The organism is Limnomicrobium aquaticum (genome assembly GCF_040545545.1).
GTDB lineage: Bacteria > Pseudomonadota > Alphaproteobacteria > Rhizobiales > Rhizobiaceae > Ensifer_A > Ensifer_A aquaticum.
In genome coordinates, this window is the sequence record NZ_JBEPMB010000004.1 from 360,338 (window position 1) to 382,333 (window position 21,996).

The following is a 21,996-nucleotide window of genomic DNA, read 5'->3' on the forward strand; positions in this document are numbered from 1 at the left end:
TCCATGGCTGGGTACATTCTGGCGATCGATCAGGGCACGACGTCGAGCCGCGCCATTGTCTTCGACAAGAAGATGCGGATCGTAGGGTCCGGCCAGAAGGAGTTTCCGCAAATCTATCCCGCTTCGGGCTGGGTGGAGCACGATCCGGAAGCCATCTGGGAGAGCGTTCTCTGGTCGATCCGCAAGGCTCTCAAGGAGGCTGATCTCGAAGCGAAAGCGATCTCGGCCATCGGCATCACCAACCAGCGCGAAACGGTCGTGGTCTGGGAGCGCGAGAGCGGCAAGCCGATCCACAACGCTATTGTCTGGCAGGACCGGCGCACAGCCCCCACTTGCGCCAAGCTCAAGCGCGAAGGGTTGGAAAAGCTCTTCACCCGCAAGACCGGGCTGCTGCTCGATCCCTATTTTTCCGGCACGAAGCTTTCGTGGCTGCTCTCCAACGTCAAGGGCGCGCGGGCACGGGCGACCAAGGGCGAGCTTTGCTTCGGCACGATCGATACATTCCTGATCTGGCGGTTGACGGGCGGCAGGAGTTTCGTGACCGATGCGACGAATGCCTCGCGGACGCTGATCTACAATATTGCCGACAACGACTGGGACAAGGAGCTGCTGGAAACGCTGCGTATCCCCGCCGCCATGCTCCCGGAGGTGAAGGATTGCGCGGCCGATTTCGGCGTCACCGACAAGAGTGTTTTTGGCGCGGAAGTTCCGATCCTCGGTGTCGCCGGCGACCAGCAGGCGGCGACCATTGGGCAGGCCTGTTTCGAGCCCGGTATGATGAAGTCCACCTATGGGACAGGATGCTTCGCACTGCTGAATACCGGCGCGGACATGGTGCGCTCCAAGAACCGGCTCCTGACGACCATTGCCTATCGGCTGGACGGCGAGACCTGCTATGCGCTGGAGGGCTCGATCTTCATTGCCGGTGCGGCCGTGCAGTGGCTGCGTGATGGGCTGGGTGTCATCAAAAAGGCCTCCGAAACCGGAGAGCTGGCCGAGAAGGCCGATCCCGCGCAGGACGTCTATCTCGTGCCCGCCTTCGTCGGCCTCGGCGCGCCGCACTGGGATCCGGATGCGCGCGCGGCCGTCTATGGCATGACGCGGAATACCGGGCCGGCCGAATTTGCCCGCGCGGCGCTTGAAGCCGTCTGCTACCAGACGCGCGACCTGCTGGAGGCGATGCACAAGGATTGGAAGCGGGCCGAAGGCGATACGGTCCTGCGCGTCGACGGCGGCATGGTCGCCTCAGACTGGACGATGCAGCGTCTGGCCGACATTCTCGACGCCCCCGTCGACCGCCCGACGATCCTCGAAACAACCGCGATGGGTGCCGCCTGGCTCGCCGGTTCGCGCGCAGGCGTCTGGCCGGATCGCGCGGGTTTTGCCAAGGCCTGGGCCCGCGACCGCCGGTTTGAGCCGGCGATGGATGAGAAGACACGGGCTGCCAAGGTCAGGGGCTGGAAGGATGCGGTGCGGCGGACGCTGGGGTGAGGGGCGGGCGGTTTTTGACGTAGCATCTCTGATGTAGTAATGTTGCTACATTGATGGAGGCTGCCTTGAGCGTCATGACAAGTCGCGAGTTCAACCAGAAGACCAGCGAGGCCAAGAAGCTGGCGCGCAAGGGGCCTGTGTTTATCACTGATCGTGGGGAAATCGGCTATGTGCTGATGTCTTACGAGGACTTCAGGCGGCGTGGCGCAGATGAGCCAAGCATTATCGACCTTTTGACCATGCCTGACGCCATGGATATCGATTTTGAGCCGCCGAAGGTCACTGATGTCGGCTTTAAACCTGCCGAGTTTGATTGATGTATCTGCTGGATACGAACGTCATTTCCGAATTCCGGCGTTTGACGCTCCGAAGAGGGAACAAGTCTGTTCAGGCTTGGGCGGATACCGTGCCTTCACGGTCCCTCTATCTGTCTTCGATCAGCATTTTCGAAATCGAAGTCGGCATCCAGGCTCTTCACGCGAAAGATCCTGCGGGAGCAGACAACATCGGGCTTTGGCTTAAAAGCCACGTTCTCAAGGAATTCGAATCCCGGATATTGCCTTTTGATGTCGCTGAGGCGCTGGTTTGCGCGCGTTTGGCGGCAGGGCGGACAAGGCCGTTCCGTGATATGCAAATTGCTGCGACGGCTTTACATGCCGGTTTCTCGCTGGTGACACGGAACATCAAGGACTTCGAGGGGCTTCCGGTGCCGCTGCTCAATCCGTTCGACGTTTCGGTTTGACCAACCCTGAACACAGCGTCTTCACCTTTCTTCTTGGCCGAACCGCATTTCTCGCTTATCTCCCTCCCAGATCAACCAAGGGATGATGCGCGATGGAACTGGGCCTTTATACGTTTGCGGATGTCGATCCGAATGCGCCCGACAAGGGGGCTGCGGCGGCGAAGCGGGCGGAGGAGCTGATCGCGGAGATTGAACTCGCCGATCAGGTCGGTCTCGATGTCTTCGGTCTCGGCGAGCATCATCGGCCGGATTATATGGCCTCCAGCCCGGCGACGCTTCTGGCGGCTGCGGCGGTGAAGACGAAGAATATCCGGCTGACGAGCGCTGTGTCTGTCATCAGTTCCGACGATCCGGTGCGCATTTTCCAGCAGTTCGCGACCGTCGATCTTCTCTCCAAGGGTCGCGCAGAGATCATGGCGGGGCGCGGCTCCTTCATCGAGAGCTTCCCGCTCTTCGGCTATGACCTTGACGACTACGACAAGCTGTTCGAGGAAAAGCTCGATCTCTTGATGAAGCTGCGCGACAATGAGAAGGTCTCTTGGTCGGGCGAGACGCGTGCGCCCATCCCCGGTCTTGCCGTTTATCCGCGTCCCTTGCAAAATCCGCTGCCGCTGTGGATTGCCGTGGGTGGCACGCCGAATTCGGTAGCGCGTGCGGCCTATCATGGTCTGCCATTGGCGCTGGCCATCATCGGCGGCGAGCCGCATCGATTTGCGCCGCTGTTCGAGCTTTACCGCGAGACCGCGCGGCGCGTGGGACGTGATCCGGCAAAGCTTGCGACCTCCATCAACGTGCATGGGTTTGTCGCCGAGACGACCGAGCTTGCCGCGGAGCAGTTCTACGAGCCGCAGGCGGCGGTCATGAACCGGATTGGCCGTGAGCGGGGCTTCTCCCAGATGACGCGGGCGCATTTCAATCAGGCGATTGGTCCAAACGGCGCGATCTTCCTTGGCAGCCCGGAAGTGCTGGCGGAAAAGATCATTGCGCATCACCGCATCTTCAAGAACAGCCGCTTCCTGTTGCAGATGGCCATCGGTCTCGTCCCCCACGAGCAGTTGATGCGCGCCATCGAACTTTACGGCACGAAAGTCGCGCCGCTGGTCAGAAAAGCGTTGACGGAAAGCGCCTGATCGGTTCAACCGGCCTCTTCAAAATTATGAGAGGCCGGGCCGCGATGATCATCTCGTCCGAAGACGAACTGGAAAAGCTTAAAGGTATCGGGCGCATCTGCGGGCGCGCGGTGAAGATCATGGCTGACGCCATGGAGCCTGGCATGACGACCCGTGAGCTTGACGCCATCGGCCGCAAGTTCATCGAGGGCGAGGGTGCGCAATCGGCGCCGGAGGTCTGCTATCAGTTTCCGGGCGCGACCTGCATTTCTATCAACGAGGAAGTGGCGCATGGCATTCCGGGCGACCGGGTGATTGCGGCCGGCGACCTCGTCAATATCGACGTGTCGGCTGTCAAGGACGGCTTCTTCGGCGATACGGGTTCGTCCTTTGCGGTCGGCAAGGCGGATGCGAAGACACAGCGTCTGGTGCGCGACGGCAAGCGGGCTCTCTGGGTTGGGCTTTCGCAGGTCAAGACCGGCGCGCGGCTTGCGTCCATCGGCGAGGCCATCGGCACCTTTGCCCGCAAGAACCGCTATACGCTGATCCAGAACCTTGCCAGCCACGGCGTCGGCCGCTCGCTGCACGAGGAGCCCACCGAAATCTCCACCTGGCCCGACCCGGACGAAACGCGGATCATGGAGGAGGGGCAGGTTTTTACCATCGAGCCCTTCCTGTCGCTGGGCGCCAATTTCGCCGAGGATGGCAAGAAGGATAACTGGACGCTCTTCTCCTCGCCAAAGGCGCTCACCGTGCAGTTCGAGCACACGCTGGTGGTGACGAAGAACGGGCCGCTGATCCTCACATTGGCTGATTGAGATGCCCGGAATGCCGGAATTTCATTTCTTGGTTACAAATTGCTCATGTAACCCGCCAAGCATTGCCGCCGCCGCCCGATTGCCATAGTTTCCGTCAAAAGCATAAACCGCTATTTCGGTTCCAGACAGAAAGATTTCCCGCCGTGTTTGTCTCCTTCTTCCCGAAACCAAAGCTGCTTTTCATCTCCGCTGCAATATGGTCGCTTCTGGCGATCTTTGCCTGGTACGGGTTTGTTCAGGATCTGGGCGCCTATGTCGGGTTACCGCCGCTTAAGGCAGGCGAACAGGCCCCTATCGGCGTATCTGTCTTCTGGTCGGCGCCTTTCATCTGGTTCTACATCTACTACGCCGTCGTCAACGCGATCTTTGCCCTCTTCTGGCAAGTGTATAGTCCGCACCGGTGGCAGAACTGGTCTATCTGGGGCAGCTCGCTCATCATCTTCACGACCTATTTCGGCGTTCAGGTCAGCGTGGCGATCAATGCCTGGTACGGGCCATTCTATGACATGATCCAGAGCGCATTGTCGAAGCCGGGTTCCGTGACGGCGGCGCAGCTCTACCTCGGCATGGTGGGTTTCGCCGGCATTGCCTTCGTTGCCATCACCATTGGCGTCCTGAGCCGCTTCTTCGTCAGCCACTGGATTTTCCGCTGGCGGACCGCGATGAACGAATATTACATGGAACATTGGCCGACGCTGCGCACCATCGAAGGCGCATCGCAGCGCGTTCAGGAAGACACGATGCGGTTTTCGACGACGGTCGAAGGTCTGGGCGTCTCGCTCGTCAGCTCCGTCATGACGCTGATTGCCTTCCTGCCGGTGCTGTTCCAGCTCGGTAAGGATATTACCGAACTGCCGCTGATCGGGAATGTACCGCATGCGCTTGTCTGGGCAGCACTCTTCTGGTCGATCTTCGGGACGTTCTTCCTCGCTCTGGTCGGGGTCAAGCTTCCGGGCCTCGAGTTCCGCAACCAGCGTGTCGAAGCCTCCTATCGCAAGGAACTCGTCTATGGCGAGGACGATCCGGCTCGCGCCGATCCGATGACGATCCGCGAACTCTATGAGGATGTGCGTCGCAACTATTTCCGGCTGTATTTCCACTACATGTATTTCAACGTCGCACGCATCTTCTACCTGCAGGCCGACAACCTGTTCAGCCTGATCGTGCTGGTGCCGTCGATTATCGCCGGCAAGCTGACGCTGGGTCTGATGACGCAGATCACCAACGTTTTCGATCAGGTGCGTGGCTCGTTCCAGTATCTGGTGAGCTCGTGGACGACGATCGTCGAGTTGCTCTCGATCTACAAGCGCCTTCGTGCCTTCGAAGCTGCCATCAACGACGAACCTCTCCCGTCGATCGATCAGGAGTTTATCGCTTCGGGCGGCGTCGAGGGCTGAGGCTGATCGGCCTTAGCAGGTTGCCGGTGCCAGCTTGAGGCTGGCGTTTGCGACGCTTTGCCTGTATCTGTCGGGGAAAATGCCGGCCGCTTGAGGGCCGGTGGCAGGGAATGGGAGACACCCGTGGCATTGCTCGTCCTTTCGATCGTTCTGTTTCTTGCGCTGCATTCGATCCGCGTCTTCGCGCCGCAATGGCGGGAGCGGACGATTGCGCGCATGGGTGTCCATGCCTGGCGCGGGCTCTACTCGCTGCTGTCGATCGCCAGCCTCGTGCTTCTGATTTACGCGTTTGCCGCCTCGCGCGCGGTCACGCCGATGCTCTACACCCCGCCGAGGTTCATGTCGCATATCACGCTGACGCTGATGCTGATTGCGATGATCCTGCTGATGGCCTCGATCCTGCCGGCCGGCAAGATTGCCGTCTGGGTGAAGCATCCGATGGTCACTGGGGTGAAAGTCTGGGCGTTCGCGCATCTTCTGTCCAATGGCGAGCTGAACTCGGTCTTGCTGTTTGGCGGGTTCCTCATCTGGGGCGTGCTGGTACGCATTTCGGCGAAACGGCGCGAGCGCGCAGGCGAGAAGGTCGTGCGCGACTTCGTCTCCACACAGTATGACATTGCTTCCATCATCGGCGGCGTGGCGCTTTACGCGGTCATCCTCCTCTATCTGCACCAGATGCTGATTGGGGTTTCGCCGCTTGCAGCCGCGGGCATGTGAGCGGTTTCCAGTTTTTTGTTACAAGCGGACAAAAATCCTGTAGAAGGCCGCAACAATTCAGAGCAATTCCAGCAGATACGCCGTGACGCGTGAGCGTCGGGAGTTGCAGAAAACACTTCGATCGAGCCGGTGCCAACGAGAATGACGAACGAGAACGACAGCTTTATCCGCGAGGTCAACGAGGAACTCCGTTCTGACCAGATGAAGGCCATCTGGACGCAGTATGGCCTGATGATCGTTGCGATCGCCGTGGCTATCGTCATCGGCACGGCCGGCTATCGCGGCTATGTCTACTGGTCCGGCCTGCAGGCGTCTGCCTCGGGCGACAAGTTCCTGACGGCCATGAAGCTTGCCTCCGACAACAAGACGGATGAAGCGCTGGCGGCCTTCGCGCAGCTCGAGAAGGACGGCTACGGCGCCTATCCCGTGCTTGCCCGCATGCGGACCGCGACACTGAAGGCTGCAACGGATCCGAAAGCTGCCGTTGCCGAGCTTGATGCCGTTGCGAGTGACACGAAGGTTCCGGATGCTGTTCGCGACGTCGCGCGTCTTCGCGCGGGCTGGCTGCTGATCGACACTGCGCCTTATGCAGACGTTTCGAAGGAAGTCGAAGTGCTAACCGACGCGCAGAACCCGATGCGCCATTCGGCACGCGAGGCGCTGGGCCTTTCGGCCTTCAAGAACGGCGATTTCAAGCAGGCGACGGACTGGTTCCAGGCAATTGCCAACGATGCGACGACGCCGGTCAATGTCGGCAACCGCGCCCGCATCATGCTCGATCTCCTGACCTCCAACGCCAAGGGATAAGCGGTTCGCCGCGGGATCAGTCCATGAGCTTCACGGTCGCCATCGTCGGACGCCCCAATGTGGGCAAGAGCACGCTTTTCAACCGGCTGGTTGGCAAGAAGCTGGCGCTTGTCGATGACACGCCGGGCGTGACCCGCGACCGCCGTCCCGGCGACGCGCGGCTGGACGACCTGCGTTTCACCATCATCGATACGGCCGGCCTTGAAGAGAGCGGGCCGGAGACGCTTCAGGGTCGCATGCGCCAGCAGACGGAAGCGGCCATCGACGAGGCGGACATGACGCTTTTCGTCGTCGACGCGAAGTATGGCCTTACGCCGCATGACAAGATGTTTGCCGAGATCCTGCGCCGGCGTGGCAAGCCCGTGGTGCTCGTCGCCAACAAGGCGGAAGCGCGCGGCTCCGACGGCGGCTTCTACGACGCCTTCACGCTGGGGCTGGGCGAGCCGGTGGCGATTTCGGCCGAACATGGCCAGGGCCTGCACGATCTGCGCGACGCCATTGTCGAGGCGATCGGCGAGGATGTGGCCTTTCCGCCGGAAATCGATGAGCCGGAGACCGATATCGATCTCGAGCCCACCGATCTCCTCGAGGGCGAAGAGGACGACGAAGAGCCTGCCTATGACGACACCAAGCCGCTGCGCGTGGCGATCGTCGGCCGTCCGAATGCCGGCAAGTCGACGCTGATCAACCGCTATCTGGGCGAGGAGCGCCTGCTGACTGGTCCGGAAGCGGGCATCACGCGCGATTCCATCTCCGTCGACTGGGAATGGCGCGGCCGCACCGTGCGCCTGTTCGACACGGCCGGTATGCGCCGCAAGGCGAAGGTACAGGAGAAGCTGGAGAAGCTCTCCGTTGCCGACACGCTGCGCGCCATCAAATTCGCCGAAACGGTGGTCATCGTCTTCGATGCGACGATCCCGTTCGAGAAGCAGGATCTGCATATCGTCGATTTCGTGCTGCGCGAGGGCCGTGCCGCCGTGCTCGCCTTCAACAAGTGGGACATGATCGAGGACCGGCAGGCGTTGCTCGCCGACCTGCGCGAGAAGACCGAGCGTCTGCTGCCGCAGGCGCGCGGCATCCGCGCCGTCACGGTCTCCGGCCAGACGGGCGACGGGCTCGACCGCCTGATGCAGTCTGTCGTCGATACCGACAAGGTGTGGAACCGCCGCATCTCGACGGCCAAGCTTAACCGCTGGCTCGATGCGCAGACCATGCAGCATCCGCCACCGGCCGTGTCCGGTCGCCGCCTGAAGCTTAAATACATGACGCAGGTGAAGGCCCGCCCGCCCGGCTTCATGATTTCCTGCACGCGGCCCGAGGCTGTTCCGGAAAGCTATACGCGCTATCTGATCAACAACCTGCGCAAGGATTTCGACATGCCCGGCGTGCCGATCCGGGTGTATTATCGTGCCTCGACCAATCCGTTCGAAGGGCGCAAGAAGAAGCGGTGAGGTGGCGGTCGTCTTCTCCCCTTGGGGAGAAGGTGGCGCGTAGCGCCGGATGAGGGGTTTCCCTCAGACACAGTGCCATCCAGACCCCTCATCGCCTCGCGTTGCTCGGCATTTCTCCCCGAGGGGAGAAGAGGGCGCTCGTGGCTACCGCCTCAATTCACGCGGCCAGCCGCTCGTTTCCCGGCTGGTTCGCCAGCAACACATTCCCCCAGAACTGCTCCGTCGCAGCGCGCCAGCTATAACTCTCCGCCAATGCCCGCGCCGCTGTCGGCGAGCAGTGTAGCGCCTTGAGGCAGGCCGCGCGCAGGTCGTCGTCCAGTGCGCCCGCTGCTTCCTGTCCCTTCAGGATGTCGCCGGGGCCGGTTACCGGGTGCGCCGCCACCGGAACGCCGGATGCCATGGCTTCCAGGATCGTGTTGCCGAACGTGTCGGTCTTGGACGGGAAGACGAAGACGTCGGCCTGGGCATAGGTCTCGGCCAGCGCCTCGCCGGTGCGGAAGCCGGTGAAATGAACGTGCGGATAGCGTGCCTGAAGTTCTTCGCGCGCCGGTCCGTCGCCGACCACAACCTTGGAGCCGGGTAGGTCAAGATCGAGGAAGGCGGGCAGGTTCTTCTCGACCGCGATGCGTCCCACCGTCATGAAGATCGGACGCGGAAGATCGAAGGGCATGTCGAGCTTCGGCATGGGTCGGAAAAGACGCGCATCGATCCCGCGTGACCAGCGGCGGAGATTGTGGAAGCCCTTCTCAGTCAGCTCCTGCTCAAGGCTCTCGGTCGCGACCATGCAGACATTTCCGGCATTGTGGAAATAGCGCACATAGGCATAGGCCAGATTTTCCGGGATGGGCCAGCGAGCGGAGACATATTCGGGGAAGCGGGTGTGGTAGCTCGTCGAAAACGGTTTGCCCTGCCGCAGGCACCAGCTCCGTGCCGAAAGCCCCAACGGACCCTCTGTCGCGATATGCACGTAGGTCGGCTCTTCGCCCGCGAGCATGTGGCCGATCTGGCCGGGAACGGTCAGTGCAAGGCGGATCTCGGGGTAGGTCGGGCAGGGGATGCTGGTGAACATTTGCGGCGTGATCAGAACAACCTCGACGCCCATGCATTTCAGCTCTTCGACCGTCTGCTCAATGGAGCGGACCACGCCATTGATCTGTGGTCTCCAGGCATCGGTTACAATCGTGATCTTCTTCATGGTGCTGCCACGCCCGTTTCGTGAGTCTGCCTTATTATGCCGGCTGTATGTGATGGGCGTATTACGGGCTGCACAACCGATGCTGCCGGCGCTGTTCCGGTTGACAATGGCAGGGCGTACCCAGCATGAATTTCAGTGTTCTTTGACTTGAAGGAGTCGGCATGGCAGCCGTTCTGAAATCCCGCACGCTTCCCGCAGACTGGTGGCGCGGTGCCTCGATCTATCAGGTCTATCCGCGCTCGTTTCAGGATACGACCGCCAGCGGCGTCGGCGACCTGAAAGGTGTCACGCAGCGGCTCGGCCATATCGCCTTTCTTGGCGTCGACGCGATCTGGCTATCGCCCTTCTTCAAGTCGCCCCAGGCGGACATGGGCTATGATGTTTCGGATTATTGCGATGTTGATCCGCAATTCGGGACGCTTGCCGATTTCGACCAGATGCTCACGCAGGCGCATCGCCTGGGCCTGAAGGTGATCATCGATCAGGTCATCTCGCACACGTCCGACCGTCATCCCTGGTTTGTCGAGAGCCGTTCGAGCCGCAACAATTCCAAGGCCGACTGGTATGTCTGGGCCGATCCGAAGCCGGATGGCTCGGCGCCCAACAACTGGCTGTCGATCTTCGGCGGCCCGGCCTGGGAATGGGACGGCGTGCGCAAGCAATATTACATGCACAACTTCCTGACCTCGCAGCCCGATTTGAACTTCCACAATCCGGAAGTCCAGGACGCACTGCTTGAGACCGTGAAGTTCTGGCTCGATCGTGGTGTCGACGGGTTCCGGCTCGATACCGTGAACTACTATTTCCATGACAAACATCTGCGCAGCAATCCGCCGCATTATCCGGAAGATGGCGCAACCTCGGCGGATGCGCCGGACGTCAATCCCTACGGGATGCAGGAGCATCTCTTCGACAAGACGCGGCCGGAAAATATTGCGTTCCTGCAGCGTTTCCGTGCCCTGCTGGATCAATATTCCGGTCGAATGTCGGTCGGAGAGGTGGGCGATGGCGCGCGCTCGCTGAAGACGGTCGCGGACTATACGAGCGGTGGCGACAAGCTGCACATGTGTTACACGTTCGATCTGCTTGGCCCGGATTTCACCGCGCGCCATATCCGCAACTGCGTGACGAATTTCGAGCGTGAAGTGCGCGACGGCTGGGTCTGCTGGGCCTTCTCCAACCATGACGTGATGCGTCACGCCAGCCGCTTTGCCGCGACGGAGGAGGAGCGCGCACATGTCGCCAAGCTGGCGATCACGCTGCTGGCTACGCTGCGCGGCTCCATCTGTCTTTATCAGGGCGAAGAACTTGGCCTGCCGGAGGCGGAACTGGCGTTCGAAGACCTGCAGGACCCCTATGGCATCCGCTTCTGGCCAGCCTTCAAGGGGCGCGATGGATGCCGCACGCCGATGCCTTGGGAGGCGGATCAGGCGTTTGCCGGGTTCACCACCGCCGAGAAGCCCTGGCTGCCGGTGCCGGAACTGCACAGGGCGCTGGCTGTCGATCAGCAGGAGCGTGATCCGCAATCGGTGCTGTCGCATTACCGGCGCGTGCTGGCCTTCCGCCGCAGCCGCAAGGAACTGACGCAAGGGTCTATCGAGTTTCTGGGGGATGGCGACGACGTGCTGGCCTTCGTCCGGCGGCGGGGCGGTCGTGCGATGCTGTTCGTCTACAATCTGACGCGCGCGCCGCAGAGCTTCACGCTGCCGGGCAACATGATGGCGCTGCCGGTGCCGCAGGCACCGGGTTTTGCCGGAACCCTATCGGGTAATGTCGTGGAACTGGAACCCTTGAGCGCTTACTGCGCGGCCGTCTGACGCGGCTGTTCGGCCGGCTGGGCAAGGCCGTTGAAGACGGCGCCGAGCGTCTTGCGGTCGAAGGGCTTCATCAGGAAGTCGTTGGCGCCGGCGCGGCGGCCGGCCATCATCTTGCGCAGGTCAGCTTCGACGATGCAGTAATAGATGCGGGTGCGCTCGTTGCCGGGAACGGAACGGATGAACTGGATGAGTTCCAGCGCGCCGTCCATGGCGGCTTCGACGATGACGATCTGCGGCAGTGCCTTCATGCAGCGCGCGGTGGCGTCGGCTGCGTTGCGGGCCTCCGCGACCTCGAAATTCATGCCGGTCAGGATGCGTTTCGCGACCTTGCGAACGACGTCGGACTGATCTGCAATCAAGAGGTTCATGGGGCCATATCTCCGCGAAATATCGGGCGGTGTCTTAATATGACCAGATGGTAGGGGCTTAAGAGAAACAAACCGTTACCGGGATTGGTTAACGGTTTGTGACGCGGCATTTTTGATGGGCGAGCCTATTGCGGACCCACCTGATATGGCGCTTCAGCCTGCAAGTTCGGCGGTGAAGATGATCTCCTCGCCGGTGGCTTCCGCCTTCAGAACCATGCCGCATTCGTCGGCGAGAAGCAGCGTGTAATAGGGCTGGATGGAGTGCGCGTCGATGGCTTCCTGGGCTTCACCGGTGTGAAGTTCGGTGAACTTTGCCGGGATGCGCATCATGCGGCCCTTGGCCGTCAGCTTGAATTTGGCGTCGTATTCCGGGTTTTCCAGCACGACGTCGACCTGACCGCCGCGCGGGATCGAGCCGTAGGAGAGGAGGAAGAGGTTCATCAGCAGCTTGACGCGGTTCTTGGCGACGATGGCGCGCGGGCCCGACCACGTGACTTCCGTCTTCTTTTCGGCTGCGGCGAAATCCTTGGCGGCCTTTTCGGCCTCGCCGGTGTCGATGGAGGCACCGACCGAGCCGGAGGCGCCAAAGGCAAGACGCGCGAATTTCAGGCGAACGGAGGCATTGAGCGCGCTGGTGCGAATGAGGTCCATGGCGTCGGCATCCGCGCCGCCTTCATCCAGAAGCTCCAGCCCGTTATTGATCGCGCCGACGGGCGAAATCACGTCATGGCAGACGCGGCTGCACAGAAGCGCGGCAAGATCCGGACCCGAAAGGGTGAGGTTGGGATTTTTCGCCATCGTATTCTCCTGATTTCCGCCGGGATTGATGCTTAGGCAGGCAGCCGAGGAGGGGCGCTCGCCTTGGGCGGAGTGATTCATCTCTTCGCCATAATGACACCACGTTTGGTAAACCGATTGTTAACATGATCGGGCCAAAATGGAACAGAGTATCGGCTTCCGGCTGTTCGTGCATTGAATGTGTACGAGGCAGGAGCGGCCGATCGACAAAATCATTTCCGGAGGACGGATGATCATGGTTCGACTGTTTAATGCTGAGGCAGTTCTTCGCGTCGCTCTAAGCGCGCTGTTCCTCGCCGTTGCCACCACCTTCCCCATGAAGGAGGCCCGCGCGGATGCAAGCCAGTATAACGCCCAGGAAATTGTCGATACCGGCCACAAGTTCTTCGGTGAAACCTCCGGCGGTCTTGCCAAGGTCGTCGAAAACGCTTTCGCTCAGTATGGCCTGCCGAACGGTTACATCCTCGGCCAGGAAGGGTCAGGTGCCTTTGTTGCCGGTCTGACCTATGGCGAAGGCCAGCTCTACACCAAGAATGCAGGCCAGCATCCCGCCTTCTGGCAGGGCCCGTCGCTCGGTTTCGACTGGGGCGGGCAGGGCAGCCGCGTCATGATGCTCGTCTACAATCTGCCGTCGACGGATGCGCTCTACCAGCGCTTCGGCGGCGTCAGCGGCTCGGCCTATGTGGTTGCCGGCGTCTCGATGACCGTTGTCGAGAACCAGAATATTGTGCTGGTTCCTATCCATACGGGCATTGGCGCGCGCCTCGGTGTCAATGTCGGATATCTGAAATTTACCTCCACGCCCACCTGGAACCCCTTCTGACGAACGGCTTGCTGACTTTTCAAGCCATGCGTAATATGAGAGTAGCCGGCCACTTCCCGGAAAAGCGATTTCACAGTGATTGAATATGTTCTGCTCTTTTCGCTCGGGTTCCTGACGGCGGTCCTCGTCACCGTTCTGGTCGCGCCGGCCGTTCGCCGGCGTATCGTGTATTTCACCGAAAACCGCATTCGTGCGACCGTCCCTTTAAGTGCTGCGGAGCTGAAAGCGCAGGCCGACATGGTGCGCGCCACCTATGCGGCCGAGAATGCCAAGCTTGGCGTTGCCGTCAAACGCGAACGTGAGAAGGGGCTGGCACACGAGCTGACGGCCGACAAATTGCGCAGCGAATTGAAGGCTGCGGTGGTCGAGGCGACCGGGCTGTCTGAACAAATCACCCAGTTGCGTGGCGAACTCGAAGCCCGCGGCGCCGAGCTTGGTGAGCGCGATGGCGAACTGGAGCGCGCGCGGGCCGAAATCCAGGTGCGGGATGCGCTTTTGGCTGAAGCGGAACGGCGCGCGCAGGAGCTGGGCGTCGAGGCCGAGCACCTCGGCGGCTTTGTCGATTACGGCAAGATCGATCTCGCCGTACGCGAGACCGAGATTGAGAACCTCAAATCCACCATCAGTCAGCTCAAGGGCGAGCGGGACCATCTGCGCAACGATCTCAAGGCTGCGGAGCAACGCGCCCGCGATGCCGAGTTCAAGATGGAGGAAAGCCATAATCGGGTTTCCAGTCTCAAGCAGCGGCTCGATGAGGAAGTCACCCGAAATGCCGAGATGGACGAATCGCTCGATCGGCGTATGCGGGAACTCGAGAAGCTGAAGGAAAAGCTCGCCGGCATAGCCCGGCCCGCGATTGCCGAGGTCGTCGCGCCGCCGCTGGAACCCGAACAGATTGAGCCGGAGAACCACGACGAGCCGGAGCCAGCCGCAAACGAGGCCGAAGAGGCAACGGATGCCGGACGCGAGCCTGAAATGATCGCGATGGATCAGGCGAAATTTGCCGAAGTCATTCGCAACGACGCGCGCGACGTGGCCGACACGCTTGCCGGTCCTGCCGATCCCTCGCGCGACGGGCAGCTGCGCGAAGAAATTGCGTCCATCGCGGCGCGCATGGTGGCGCTGACGGCGACCCGCGAGGGCGAAGACTCGCCGCTGATGGGTGTGCTGGAGGCTGCCAATTCCGATCCGGGACGTGGCCGGATCAGCCTTGCCGCCCGTGCGGCGCGCGCACTGGCAGGCAAGGAAGCCTGACCAAGATTTATTCTGAAAGAAGGCCCATGCGATGGGCCATCTCATGCAGGGAGAGTGCTGCAGCTGTCGCCACGTTGAGGCTGTCGAGGCCGGGCATCTGGGCAATTCGGGCAGTATTGATGCGGGCCATCAAGTCCGACGGGAGGCCCTGGCCTTCGGTTCCGAGAAGCAGTGCTGTACGGTTGCTGGCGGGGAGATCACGCAGAGGGTGCTGCCCGGCGGGCGAGAGGCCCCAGACGGCGAAGCCGGCCCGATCCAGCTTCATCAGGATTTCATCGATGCTGCCGCCTCTGTGGAACGGCACTGTCAGCACGGAGCCGACGGAAACGCGGATCGCCTTGCGGTAAAGCGGGTCGCAGCTGGTTTCGTCGAGAATGATCAGACTTGCGCCGAAGGCTGCGCTGTTGCGGAAGATCGCGCCAGCATTGTCGTGGTTGGAAATGCCCGAAAGCACGGTCACCAGAGCCCTTTCCGGCAGCCGGGTCAGCGCTTCGTCTAGCGGGCGGGGTTCGGGTTTGCGGCCCAGCGCCAGCACGCCGCGATGAAGGTGAAAGCCCGCGATGGCGTCGATGACGGCGGCGGACGCCGTATAGACCGGAACGTCCTCCGGAAAGCGGTTGAGGGTGTCCGCTATCCCCGCGAGCCGGTTTTCCAGCACCAGGATCTTCTCGGCCCTGAACCCATTTTCCTGGCCGTGCGCGGCGGCCAGCATGTTGAGCACCACGGTGCCCTCGGCAATGAAGCGCCCTGTGCGACCGACGAGGTCGCGCTCGCGGATGTCGCGGAACTCCGCTACAGCCGGATCGTCCGCGTTCTCAACGCGGATCTGCATCGGGCGCGTCTCGCTCAAGGGGCGCTGACCGCGATCTCGGCGTCGATGCGGCCACGGCGCAGGTTGAAGACGAGCATCTTGCGCTTGCCGTCCTTGTCGGTGCCGTCGAAGAGAATGCGGTCGCCGGAAAGCTGGGTCGCGTTGACCTTGAAGCCTTCTGGCAGCGCCGCCTTGACCAGGGTCGAGCCTTCGTTCGGCACGTCCTCGGTGATTGCGGGTCCGCGTGCCGTCTGGTTTGCGTGGTTCGCCTTATAGACAATGGCGATCAGGACGGCCATAAGGGCGACAACCATGACCCCGGCCGAGACGAGCTGCAGGCGGATCATCTTGCGGCGCACTTTTTCAAGCACCGGGTCAAGCGGCTTTTCGTCCTGTTCGTCGTGATCGATCTTGCTCATGTCTGCTTCAGGCCCTTGTTCACGGGAATGTCATGACCGTCCATAAACAAGCTTCGGCGAATAGGAAAGTCCTTGAAGTCGATGAGGCCGCTTCCGGCCGCCTCGATAGCTGGCTGAGCGCAGCATTGGACGGTGAGATTTCGCGCAGCCGCGCCAAGGCGCTGATCGAGGGTGGGGCGGTTTCGATCAACGGCACGGTCATCACGGAGCCGAAGAAGAAGATCCATCCGGGCGACGAGGTCGTCATCGACATGCCCGATCCGGAGGATCCGGAACCGCAGGGAGAGGATATCCCGCTTGAGGTGCTTTACGAAGACGACGATCTGATCGTCATCTCGAAACCCGCCGGGCTTGTCGTGCATCCCGGCGCCGGCAACTGGACCGGAACGCTGGTCAACGCGCTGATCTATCATTGCGGGGAAAGCCTCTCCGGCATCGGTGGCGTCAAACGGCCGGGCATCGTGCATCGTCTCGACAAGGAGACGAGTGGCGTCATGGTGGCGGCCAAGAACGATAACGCGCATCGGCATCTGTCGGCGCAGTTTGCCGACCATGGTCGAACCGGACCGCTGGAGCGCGCCTATCTGGCACTCGTCTGGGGCCGGCCGCGCAATCTGAAGGGCACGATCGATGCGCCGCTTGGCCGCGCCGGTGACCGGACCAAGCGGGCCGTCAAGCGCGAGTCGAGCGACGATGCGCGCGAGGCGATCACGCATTACGAGGTGATGGAGCGCTATGTGGAAAAGCCGGACGCGACCGCGCAGGCCTGTCTGGTCGAGTGCCGGCTGGAGACAGGGCGCACCCATCAGATCCGCGTCCACATGGCCCATCTCGGCCACCCGCTGATCGGCGATCCGGAATATGGCGCCGCCTTCAAGACCAAGGCGAACCGTTTGCCGGAAGCGGCGCGCGCGGCCGTCAATGGTTTCCACCGCCAGGCGCTGCATGCTTATCTGTTGCAGTTCGAGCATCCCACGACGGGCGAAACCATGCATTTCGAGGCGCCGATCCCCGATGACATGCAATTCGTCATCGAGGCGCTGCAAGCGGCAGAATAGAATGGAACTCTAGGATTGGTTGCGCGTTACGAAAACGTAATTTGCTGATCCTTGAAACTGTCTCATTCCAGACTTATTTGATTTCACATCCGGAAGTGGGGCCTCGGGAGAAGGACCGTTTCCGTATGCGGCTTGCCTGATGGAAGCCGAACCTTAAAAGAGAGGGGTGCTTTATGGCCCGTACATCATTGCCGTCCATTGCCGCCGGAGAAGGCGGTCTCAATCGTTATCTCGATGAAGTTCGCAAGTTTCCCATGCTGGAACCCCAGCAGGAATACATGCTCGCCAAGCGCTATCAGGAACATGACGACCGCAAGGCCGCCCATCAGCTCGTGACGAGCCATCTGCGCCTCGTGGCGAAGATTGCCATGGGCTATCGCGGTTATGGCCTGCCGATCGGCGAAGTGATTTCCGAGGGCAATGTCGGTCTCATGCAGGCCGTGAAGAAATTCGACCCCGAAAAAGGCTTCCGTCTCGCCACCTACGCCATGTGGTGGATCAAGGCGTCGATTCAAGAGTATATCCTGCGCTCGTGGTCGCTCGTAAAGATGGGCACGACGGCCAACCAGAAGCGTCTGTTCTTCAACCTGCGCCGCCTGAAGGGCCGACTGCAGGCCATCGAAGAGGGCGATCTGAAGCCGGAGCAGGTGGCGGAAATCGCGACCAAGCTGGGCGTACCCGAAGAAGACGTGATCTCGATGAACCGTCGTCTGTCGGGTGATGCCTCGCTCAACGCGCCGATCAAGTCGGCCGATGGCGATTCCGGGCAGTGGCAGGACTGGCTTGCCGACGATCATGACAGCCAGGAAGCGGTGCTCATCGAGCAGGACGAGCTGGATGCCCGCAAGTCGATGCTGTCGCGGGCGCTGAAGGTTCTGAACGAGCGCGAACGCCGAATCTTCGAAGCGCGTCGTCTGACGGAAGATCCGGTCACGCTCGAAGAGTTGTCCTCCGAGTTCGACGTGTCGCGCGAACGTGTCCGTCAGATCGAAGTTCGGGCTTTTGAAAAGGTGCAGGACGCCGTGCGCAAGATCGCGCAGGAGCAGGCGTCCGCGCTTCGCGTCGTTGAGGCCTGATCCTTAAACTTTCCAATAGCTGGAACTGAAAAGACCGGCGGGAGCATTCTCCCGCCGGTCTTTTTCTTGTTTTGAAGTCTGCTTTTGAACGATTTACTGCGCCGGAGGCGTGGCGGCCGGCGCGGCTCCGTCACCGTTTGCCTGCCAGCTCGAAATCACCTCGTCGAACACCTTCTGGCCCTCCGGTCCCTTCTGCAGCGTCAGGAGCGCCCGACGGCCGTTGGAATAGGTCACCGGAATGTCGATCCAGTCACGCGACTTCAGAAGGTTCAGGTTGTTCTTCACGGCATCCGCGAAGGCGTTCAGCGCGACCATGTGGAAATAGTCGGTGATCTTGGCGGGAACGGCGACGAGCGCATCGCCCTGTTCCTGCTCCTTGTCCTTCATCGAGATGCGCAACACGCTCTCGATGCCGCGGCCTTCGAAATCCTTGGGCAGCGAGAAGGTCAGTTCGATGATATGGCTGGCGGGGAGCGTCGGGTCGTTGTTCTTGCGCAGCGCGAAGATCGCCGACATCTTTCGTCCGGGCACGGAAATGTCGCCCTGGATCATCTTCCCCTTGTGACCGTCCTGATCGTCGTTCTTGACCGACCATGTGACCGTGCCTTCGAGCGCGGTGGGCGATGCCTGACCCAGACGTTCCTCGTAGAGGAACATCTTCACCGGCGTTGCCTGCTGGGCGCTTGCGGTCTCAGGCTGGCTCGTTGCCGGTGTCGTGGCCGGTGTCGTGCCAGGTGTCGTTGCCGGCGTGGAAGGCGTCTGCGCGGGCGTAGGAGTCGGCTTCTCGTTCTGGTTGGCGACCGACTTACCCTCGGCCTGGGCAGCACTTGCCACCTGTTCGCCGGAGGTGCCGCTATCAACTTCCGACCCGTCTGCCATCAGGCGCTGCGTGAACTTCTGCGGTCCGGTTACTGCGGGGGCGGTGGTGGCAGCAGGCGTCGTGGTTCCAGCCGCAGGCTTCGTTGCTGATGCGGGTGGCTGTGTGGTCGTGCTGGCCGGTTGCGACTTGCTCGCGGTCTGGCTGCTTGTGGACGACGTGCCGTTGATGAAGCCGAGGATGGTATCGCTGAAACGCCAGCCGGCATAGCCGGTTCCGGCAAGAACCAGCACAGCCGCCAGGATGCCGGCGACGAGCTTGCCGCGGCCTTCGCCGCGTTCTTCCGCTACAGGGGCATTGCGCTCAGGCGTTGCCGGTGTGTCCGAGATCGACATGCCGTCGCGTCCGCGCGGCGTTGCCGCAGCAGGAATTTCTCCTGCCGGATTTGCTCCGGAACGTTCCCCGACAAAGGCCTCGAAACTGTCCCAGCTCGCATCGCGCGCGGCGCTGGGCAGTGGCGTCGGCTGTTTGGGAGCTTCATTGTCGTCCCACCAGGACTTCGCCTCAGCCGGAGGCTTCGGCTTGGTGATGCCGAGAAGGGCGTCGTGTTTGGCGAGAACATCCGGCTCGGCGCTCGGCGTGAAGATTTCGGCCGGCTCATGGAACGGATTGTCGGTGACAACCGGCGTCCAGACATCGGTCGCCGTTGCCGTCGTCGTCGCCTGTGGCTCGGCTGTCTGCGCATCAAAGCTGAAGCGGTTGTCTTTCCTGTCGAGCGGTGCCTCCCGCTCGAGTGGCGGCCATGCCGGTGCAGCCGGCGGCTCCCAGGCGCGTTCGGCCGGGCGGGACGGTTCGCGCGCACCCAGCGGCTCGTCAAACCGTTCGCGTTGCCACGGCGTTTCGGTCTCGGCAGCGGCGGGCGGCATCGTGTCGTCTTCGGCCGCGGAAGAGGTCGCTTCCGGCGGGGTAGGTACCGTTACGTCGGCTTTCGGCTGTGGCGCGGGCTCGAACTTCGGTTCCGGTGCAAATGCCGGTTCAGCCTTGGCTGCAATGGGTTCCGCAACCACGGGCGCCGGTTCGCGCATCAGAAACGGCGGAGGGGTTTGCTCTGCCGGTTCCGGCGCTGCAACCTGCGGAGCGGGCTCCGGCTTTGCCGCAGGGGTCGGCTCCGGCTCCGGTTCACGCGCAGGAGGGGCAGGTGGCGGTGCGACGTCTTTAACGATTTCCGGCGTCGGCGCAGATGGCTCGGCGGCCGGTGCTCCCGTGAACTCGCGTTCGATCGAGGCGATGGCTTCGTCCAGCTTCTCAAGCTGGCGCGTAATGACATCGTCCGCGGGGCGCGGCTTCATATTGTCGAGCTGGCGCTGTACCGCCGAGCGGGCTCTTTCGTAGACGCGGACACGCATTTCGGGCGTGTTGTCCGACAGTCCGTCCACCGCTCTGCGGATAACCGCAATGAAATCTGCCATATAAGGTTTCTCGCCTTCCTGTCAGCAAGCTGCCTGCTTAACGCTTTTCAGCGCAGGTTCCAATCCTCATGCGCCAGTCGCCGTTGTCCCGCCGCCAGTGCTGGCATGTGTGGGGTGGCCAAGGTTGCCCAGGGCCGCCCTTGTTCTCCCCCGTCTCAGTCCTCGAAAGGATCGGTGACGAGGATGGTGTCGTCGCGCTCCGGGCTGGTCGACAGGAGCGCGACCGGCGCGCCGATCAGTTCCTCGACCTGGCGCACATATTTGATCGCCTGTGCCGGGAGATCCGCCCACTTGCGGGCACCGACGGTGGAATCCTTCCAGCCTTCCAGCGTGACGTAGATCGGCTCGACGCGCGCCTGATCGCCCTGGCTTGCCGGCAGGTGCTCCAGTTCCTTGCCGTCGAGCCTGTAGCCGACGCAGATCTTGATCTCGTCGAGACCGTCGAGAACGTCGAGCTTGGTGAGCGCGATGCCCGAAATGCCGTTGGTGGCGACCGACTGGCGTACCAGCGCTGCGTCAAACCAGCCGCAGCGGCGCTTGCGGCCCGTGACGGTTCCGAATTCATGGCCGCGTTCGCCGAGGAACTGGCCGACTTCATCCGTCAGTTCGGTCGGGAAGGGGCCTTCGCCGACGCGGGTCGTGTATGCCTTGGTGATGCCGAGAATATAGCCCAGAGCGCCCGGACCCATGCCGGAACCGGCTGCAGCCTGGCCGGCGACCGTGTTGGACGAGGTCACGAAGGGATAGGTGCCGTGGTCGATGTCGAGCAGCGAGCCTTGGGCGCCTTCGAACAGGATGCGCGCGCCGCGACGGCGCTCCTTGTCGAGATAGCTCCAGACGGTGTCCATGAAGGGCAGGACGCGGTCGGCCACGTCCGTCAGTTCCTTCATGATGGTTTCATGGGTGACTTCTTCCGCGCCAAAGCCACGGCGAAGAGCATTGTGGTGGTCCAGAATGCGGCTGACCTTCGCGGCGAGCGCTTCCGTGTTGGCAAGGTCCATGACGCGGATGGCGCGGCGGCCGACCTTGTCTTCATAGGCCGGGCCGATGCCGCGGCGGGTCGTGCCGATCTTGGTGCCGGAATTGGAGGCGGCGTCTTCGCGCATGCCGTCCAACTCGCGGTGGAGCGACAGAATGAGCGTCGCGTTGTCGGCGATCTTGAGGTTTTCGGTCGTGACCTTGACGCCCTGTGCTTCCAGACGGCCGATTTCGGCGATCAGCGCATGCGGGTCGACGACGACGCCGTTGCCGATGACGGCCATCTTGCCGGGGCGCACGACGCCGGAGGGGAGAAGCGAGAGCTTGTAGCTGACGCCATCGATGACGAGCGTATGGCCGGCATTGTGCCCGCCCTGATAGCGCACGACCACATCGGCGCGCTCGGAAAGCCAGTCGACAATCTTGCCCTTGCCTTCATCGCCCCATTGCGACCCTACGACCACCACATTCGTCATCTTCACTCAATCCTATACTCACACGCGAAGCGCGGCCCGCGTCTTGCCAAACCCGCGCATCTATACTGTGTCAATCTCTTAAAATCGACCCCGAAATGATCAATC

General features: G+C 61.8%; 21 protein-coding genes. 14 read left to right on the forward strand and 7 right to left on the reverse strand.

What is annotated here, in order from left to right; all coding sequences use genetic code 11:
* Nucleotides 1-3: 3 nt before the first annotated feature.
* From glpK to der, 9 genes are all read left to right on the forward strand, one after another.
* Entirely contained in the window at nucleotides 4-1,491 is a 1,488-nt protein-coding gene (glpK, locus tag ABID16_RS15300; RefSeq protein ID WP_354557201.1) for a glycerol kinase GlpK, read from the forward strand.
* A 74-nt stretch (nucleotides 1,492-1,565) separates the two neighbouring features.
* Nucleotides 1,566-1,808 (forward strand): type II toxin-antitoxin system Phd/YefM family antitoxin, encoded by a 243-nt coding sequence (locus tag ABID16_RS15305; RefSeq protein WP_354557257.1) that lies wholly within the window; start codon nucleotides 1,566-1,568, stop codon nucleotides 1,806-1,808.
* Complete coding sequence (locus ABID16_RS15310) at nucleotides 1,808-2,233, forward strand: type II toxin-antitoxin system VapC family toxin (RefSeq protein ID WP_354557202.1); 426 nt, start codon at nucleotides 1,808-1,810, stop codon at nucleotides 2,231-2,233. The genes ABID16_RS15305 and ABID16_RS15310 overlap by 1 nt, the downstream gene beginning before the upstream one ends.
* Nucleotides 2,234-2,325: 92 nt before the next feature.
* Complete coding sequence (locus tag ABID16_RS15315) at nucleotides 2,326-3,363, forward strand: LLM class flavin-dependent oxidoreductase (RefSeq protein WP_354557203.1); 1,038 nt, start codon at nucleotides 2,326-2,328, stop codon at nucleotides 3,361-3,363.
* A 44-nt stretch (nucleotides 3,364-3,407) separates the two neighbouring features.
* The gene (gene map / locus ABID16_RS15320; RefSeq protein WP_354557204.1) at nucleotides 3,408-4,160 is read left to right on the forward strand and encodes a type I methionyl aminopeptidase; all 753 of its coding nucleotides are present in this window, start codon (nucleotides 3,408-3,410) and stop codon (nucleotides 4,158-4,160) included.
* 143 nt (nucleotides 4,161-4,303) lie between these two features.
* Nucleotides 4,304-5,557, forward strand: coding sequence for a peptide antibiotic transporter SbmA (sbmA, locus tag ABID16_RS15325; protein WP_354557205.1), 1,254 nt, complete (start codon nucleotides 4,304-4,306; stop codon nucleotides 5,555-5,557).
* Nucleotides 5,558-5,680: 123 nt separating this feature from the next.
* Nucleotides 5,681-6,274, forward strand: a complete 594-nt coding sequence (locus ABID16_RS15330) for an NnrU family protein (protein WP_354557206.1) — start codon at nucleotides 5,681-5,683, stop codon at nucleotides 6,272-6,274.
* A 141-nt stretch (nucleotides 6,275-6,415) separates the two neighbouring features.
* Nucleotides 6,416-7,081 carry a tetratricopeptide repeat protein gene (locus ABID16_RS15335; RefSeq protein WP_354557207.1) on the forward strand — a complete coding sequence of 222 codons (666 nt, stop codon included), beginning with the start codon at nucleotides 6,416-6,418 and terminating at the stop codon, nucleotides 7,079-7,081.
* 23 nt (nucleotides 7,082-7,104) lie between these two features.
* Nucleotides 7,105-8,532: a ribosome biogenesis GTPase Der gene (der, locus tag ABID16_RS15340; protein WP_354557208.1), complete on the forward strand. Its 1,428-nt coding sequence runs from the start codon at nucleotides 7,105-7,107 to the stop codon at nucleotides 8,530-8,532.
* 157 nt (nucleotides 8,533-8,689) lie between these two features.
* Here the strand turns inward: der and ABID16_RS15345 are convergent, their stop codons facing one another.
* Nucleotides 8,690-9,727, reverse strand: a complete 1,038-nt coding sequence (locus ABID16_RS15345; protein ID WP_354557209.1) for a glycosyltransferase family 4 protein — start codon at nucleotides 9,725-9,727, stop codon at nucleotides 8,690-8,692.
* Between the two features lie 161 nt (nucleotides 9,728-9,888).
* On the opposite strand from ABID16_RS15345, the gene bglA reads away from it, so the two are divergent.
* On the forward strand, nucleotides 9,889-11,544 hold the full coding sequence (bglA, locus tag ABID16_RS15350; protein ID WP_354557210.1) for a beta-galactosidase BglA: 1,656 nt from the start codon (nucleotides 9,889-9,891) through the stop codon (nucleotides 11,542-11,544).
* Here the strand turns inward: bglA and ABID16_RS15355 are convergent.
* Both ABID16_RS15355 and chpT read right to left on the reverse strand, forming a co-directional pair.
* Complete coding sequence (locus tag ABID16_RS15355) at nucleotides 11,526-11,912, reverse strand: response regulator (protein WP_354557211.1); 387 nt, start codon at nucleotides 11,910-11,912, stop codon at nucleotides 11,526-11,528. The two genes, bglA and ABID16_RS15355, sit on opposite strands and share 19 nt — an antisense overlap.
* Nucleotides 11,913-12,065: 153 nt before the next feature.
* Nucleotides 12,066-12,710 (reverse strand): histidine phosphotransferase ChpT, encoded by a 645-nt coding sequence (gene chpT, locus ABID16_RS15360; RefSeq protein ID WP_354557212.1) that lies wholly within the window; start codon nucleotides 12,708-12,710, stop codon nucleotides 12,066-12,068.
* A 235-nt stretch (nucleotides 12,711-12,945) separates the two neighbouring features.
* Between chpT and ABID16_RS15365 the strand changes: the two genes are divergently transcribed.
* A complete protein-coding gene (locus ABID16_RS15365; RefSeq protein WP_354557213.1) occupies nucleotides 12,946-13,533 on the forward strand; it encodes a DUF1134 domain-containing protein in 588 nt (195 codons plus the stop codon).
* 75 nt (nucleotides 13,534-13,608) lie between these two features.
* Nucleotides 13,609-14,787 (forward strand): hypothetical protein, encoded by a 1,179-nt coding sequence (locus ABID16_RS15370; RefSeq protein ID WP_354557214.1) that lies wholly within the window; start codon nucleotides 13,609-13,611, stop codon nucleotides 14,785-14,787.
* Between the two features lie 7 nt (nucleotides 14,788-14,794).
* On the opposite strand, the gene ABID16_RS15375 is transcribed toward ABID16_RS15370, so the two are convergent.
* Nucleotides 14,795-15,619: a TrmH family RNA methyltransferase gene (locus ABID16_RS15375; RefSeq protein WP_354557258.1), complete on the reverse strand. Its 825-nt coding sequence runs from the start codon at nucleotides 15,617-15,619 to the stop codon at nucleotides 14,795-14,797.
* 14 nt (nucleotides 15,620-15,633) lie between these two features.
* Nucleotides 15,634-16,017, reverse strand: coding sequence for a hypothetical protein (locus tag ABID16_RS15380; protein WP_354557215.1), 384 nt, complete (start codon nucleotides 16,015-16,017; stop codon nucleotides 15,634-15,636).
* Between the two features lie 32 nt (nucleotides 16,018-16,049).
* Between ABID16_RS15380 and ABID16_RS15385 the strand changes: the two genes are divergently transcribed.
* The gene (locus tag ABID16_RS15385) at nucleotides 16,050-17,075 is read left to right on the forward strand and encodes an RluA family pseudouridine synthase (protein ID WP_354557216.1); all 1,026 of its coding nucleotides are present in this window, start codon (nucleotides 16,050-16,052) and stop codon (nucleotides 17,073-17,075) included.
* A 173-nt stretch (nucleotides 17,076-17,248) separates the two neighbouring features.
* A complete protein-coding gene (rpoH, locus tag ABID16_RS15390) occupies nucleotides 17,249-18,151 on the forward strand; it encodes an RNA polymerase sigma factor RpoH (RefSeq protein WP_354557217.1) in 903 nt (300 codons plus the stop codon).
* Nucleotides 18,152-18,244: 93 nt separating this feature from the next.
* On the opposite strand, the gene ABID16_RS15395 is transcribed toward rpoH, so the two are convergent.
* Nucleotides 18,245-20,437 (reverse strand): hypothetical protein, encoded by a 2,193-nt coding sequence (locus ABID16_RS15395; RefSeq protein ID WP_354557218.1) that lies wholly within the window; start codon nucleotides 20,435-20,437, stop codon nucleotides 18,245-18,247.
* Between the two features lie 155 nt (nucleotides 20,438-20,592).
* Nucleotides 20,593-21,891 (reverse strand): adenylosuccinate synthase, encoded by a 1,299-nt coding sequence (locus ABID16_RS15400; protein WP_354557219.1) that lies wholly within the window; start codon nucleotides 21,889-21,891, stop codon nucleotides 20,593-20,595.
* Between the last annotated feature and the right edge of the window lie 105 nt (nucleotides 21,892-21,996).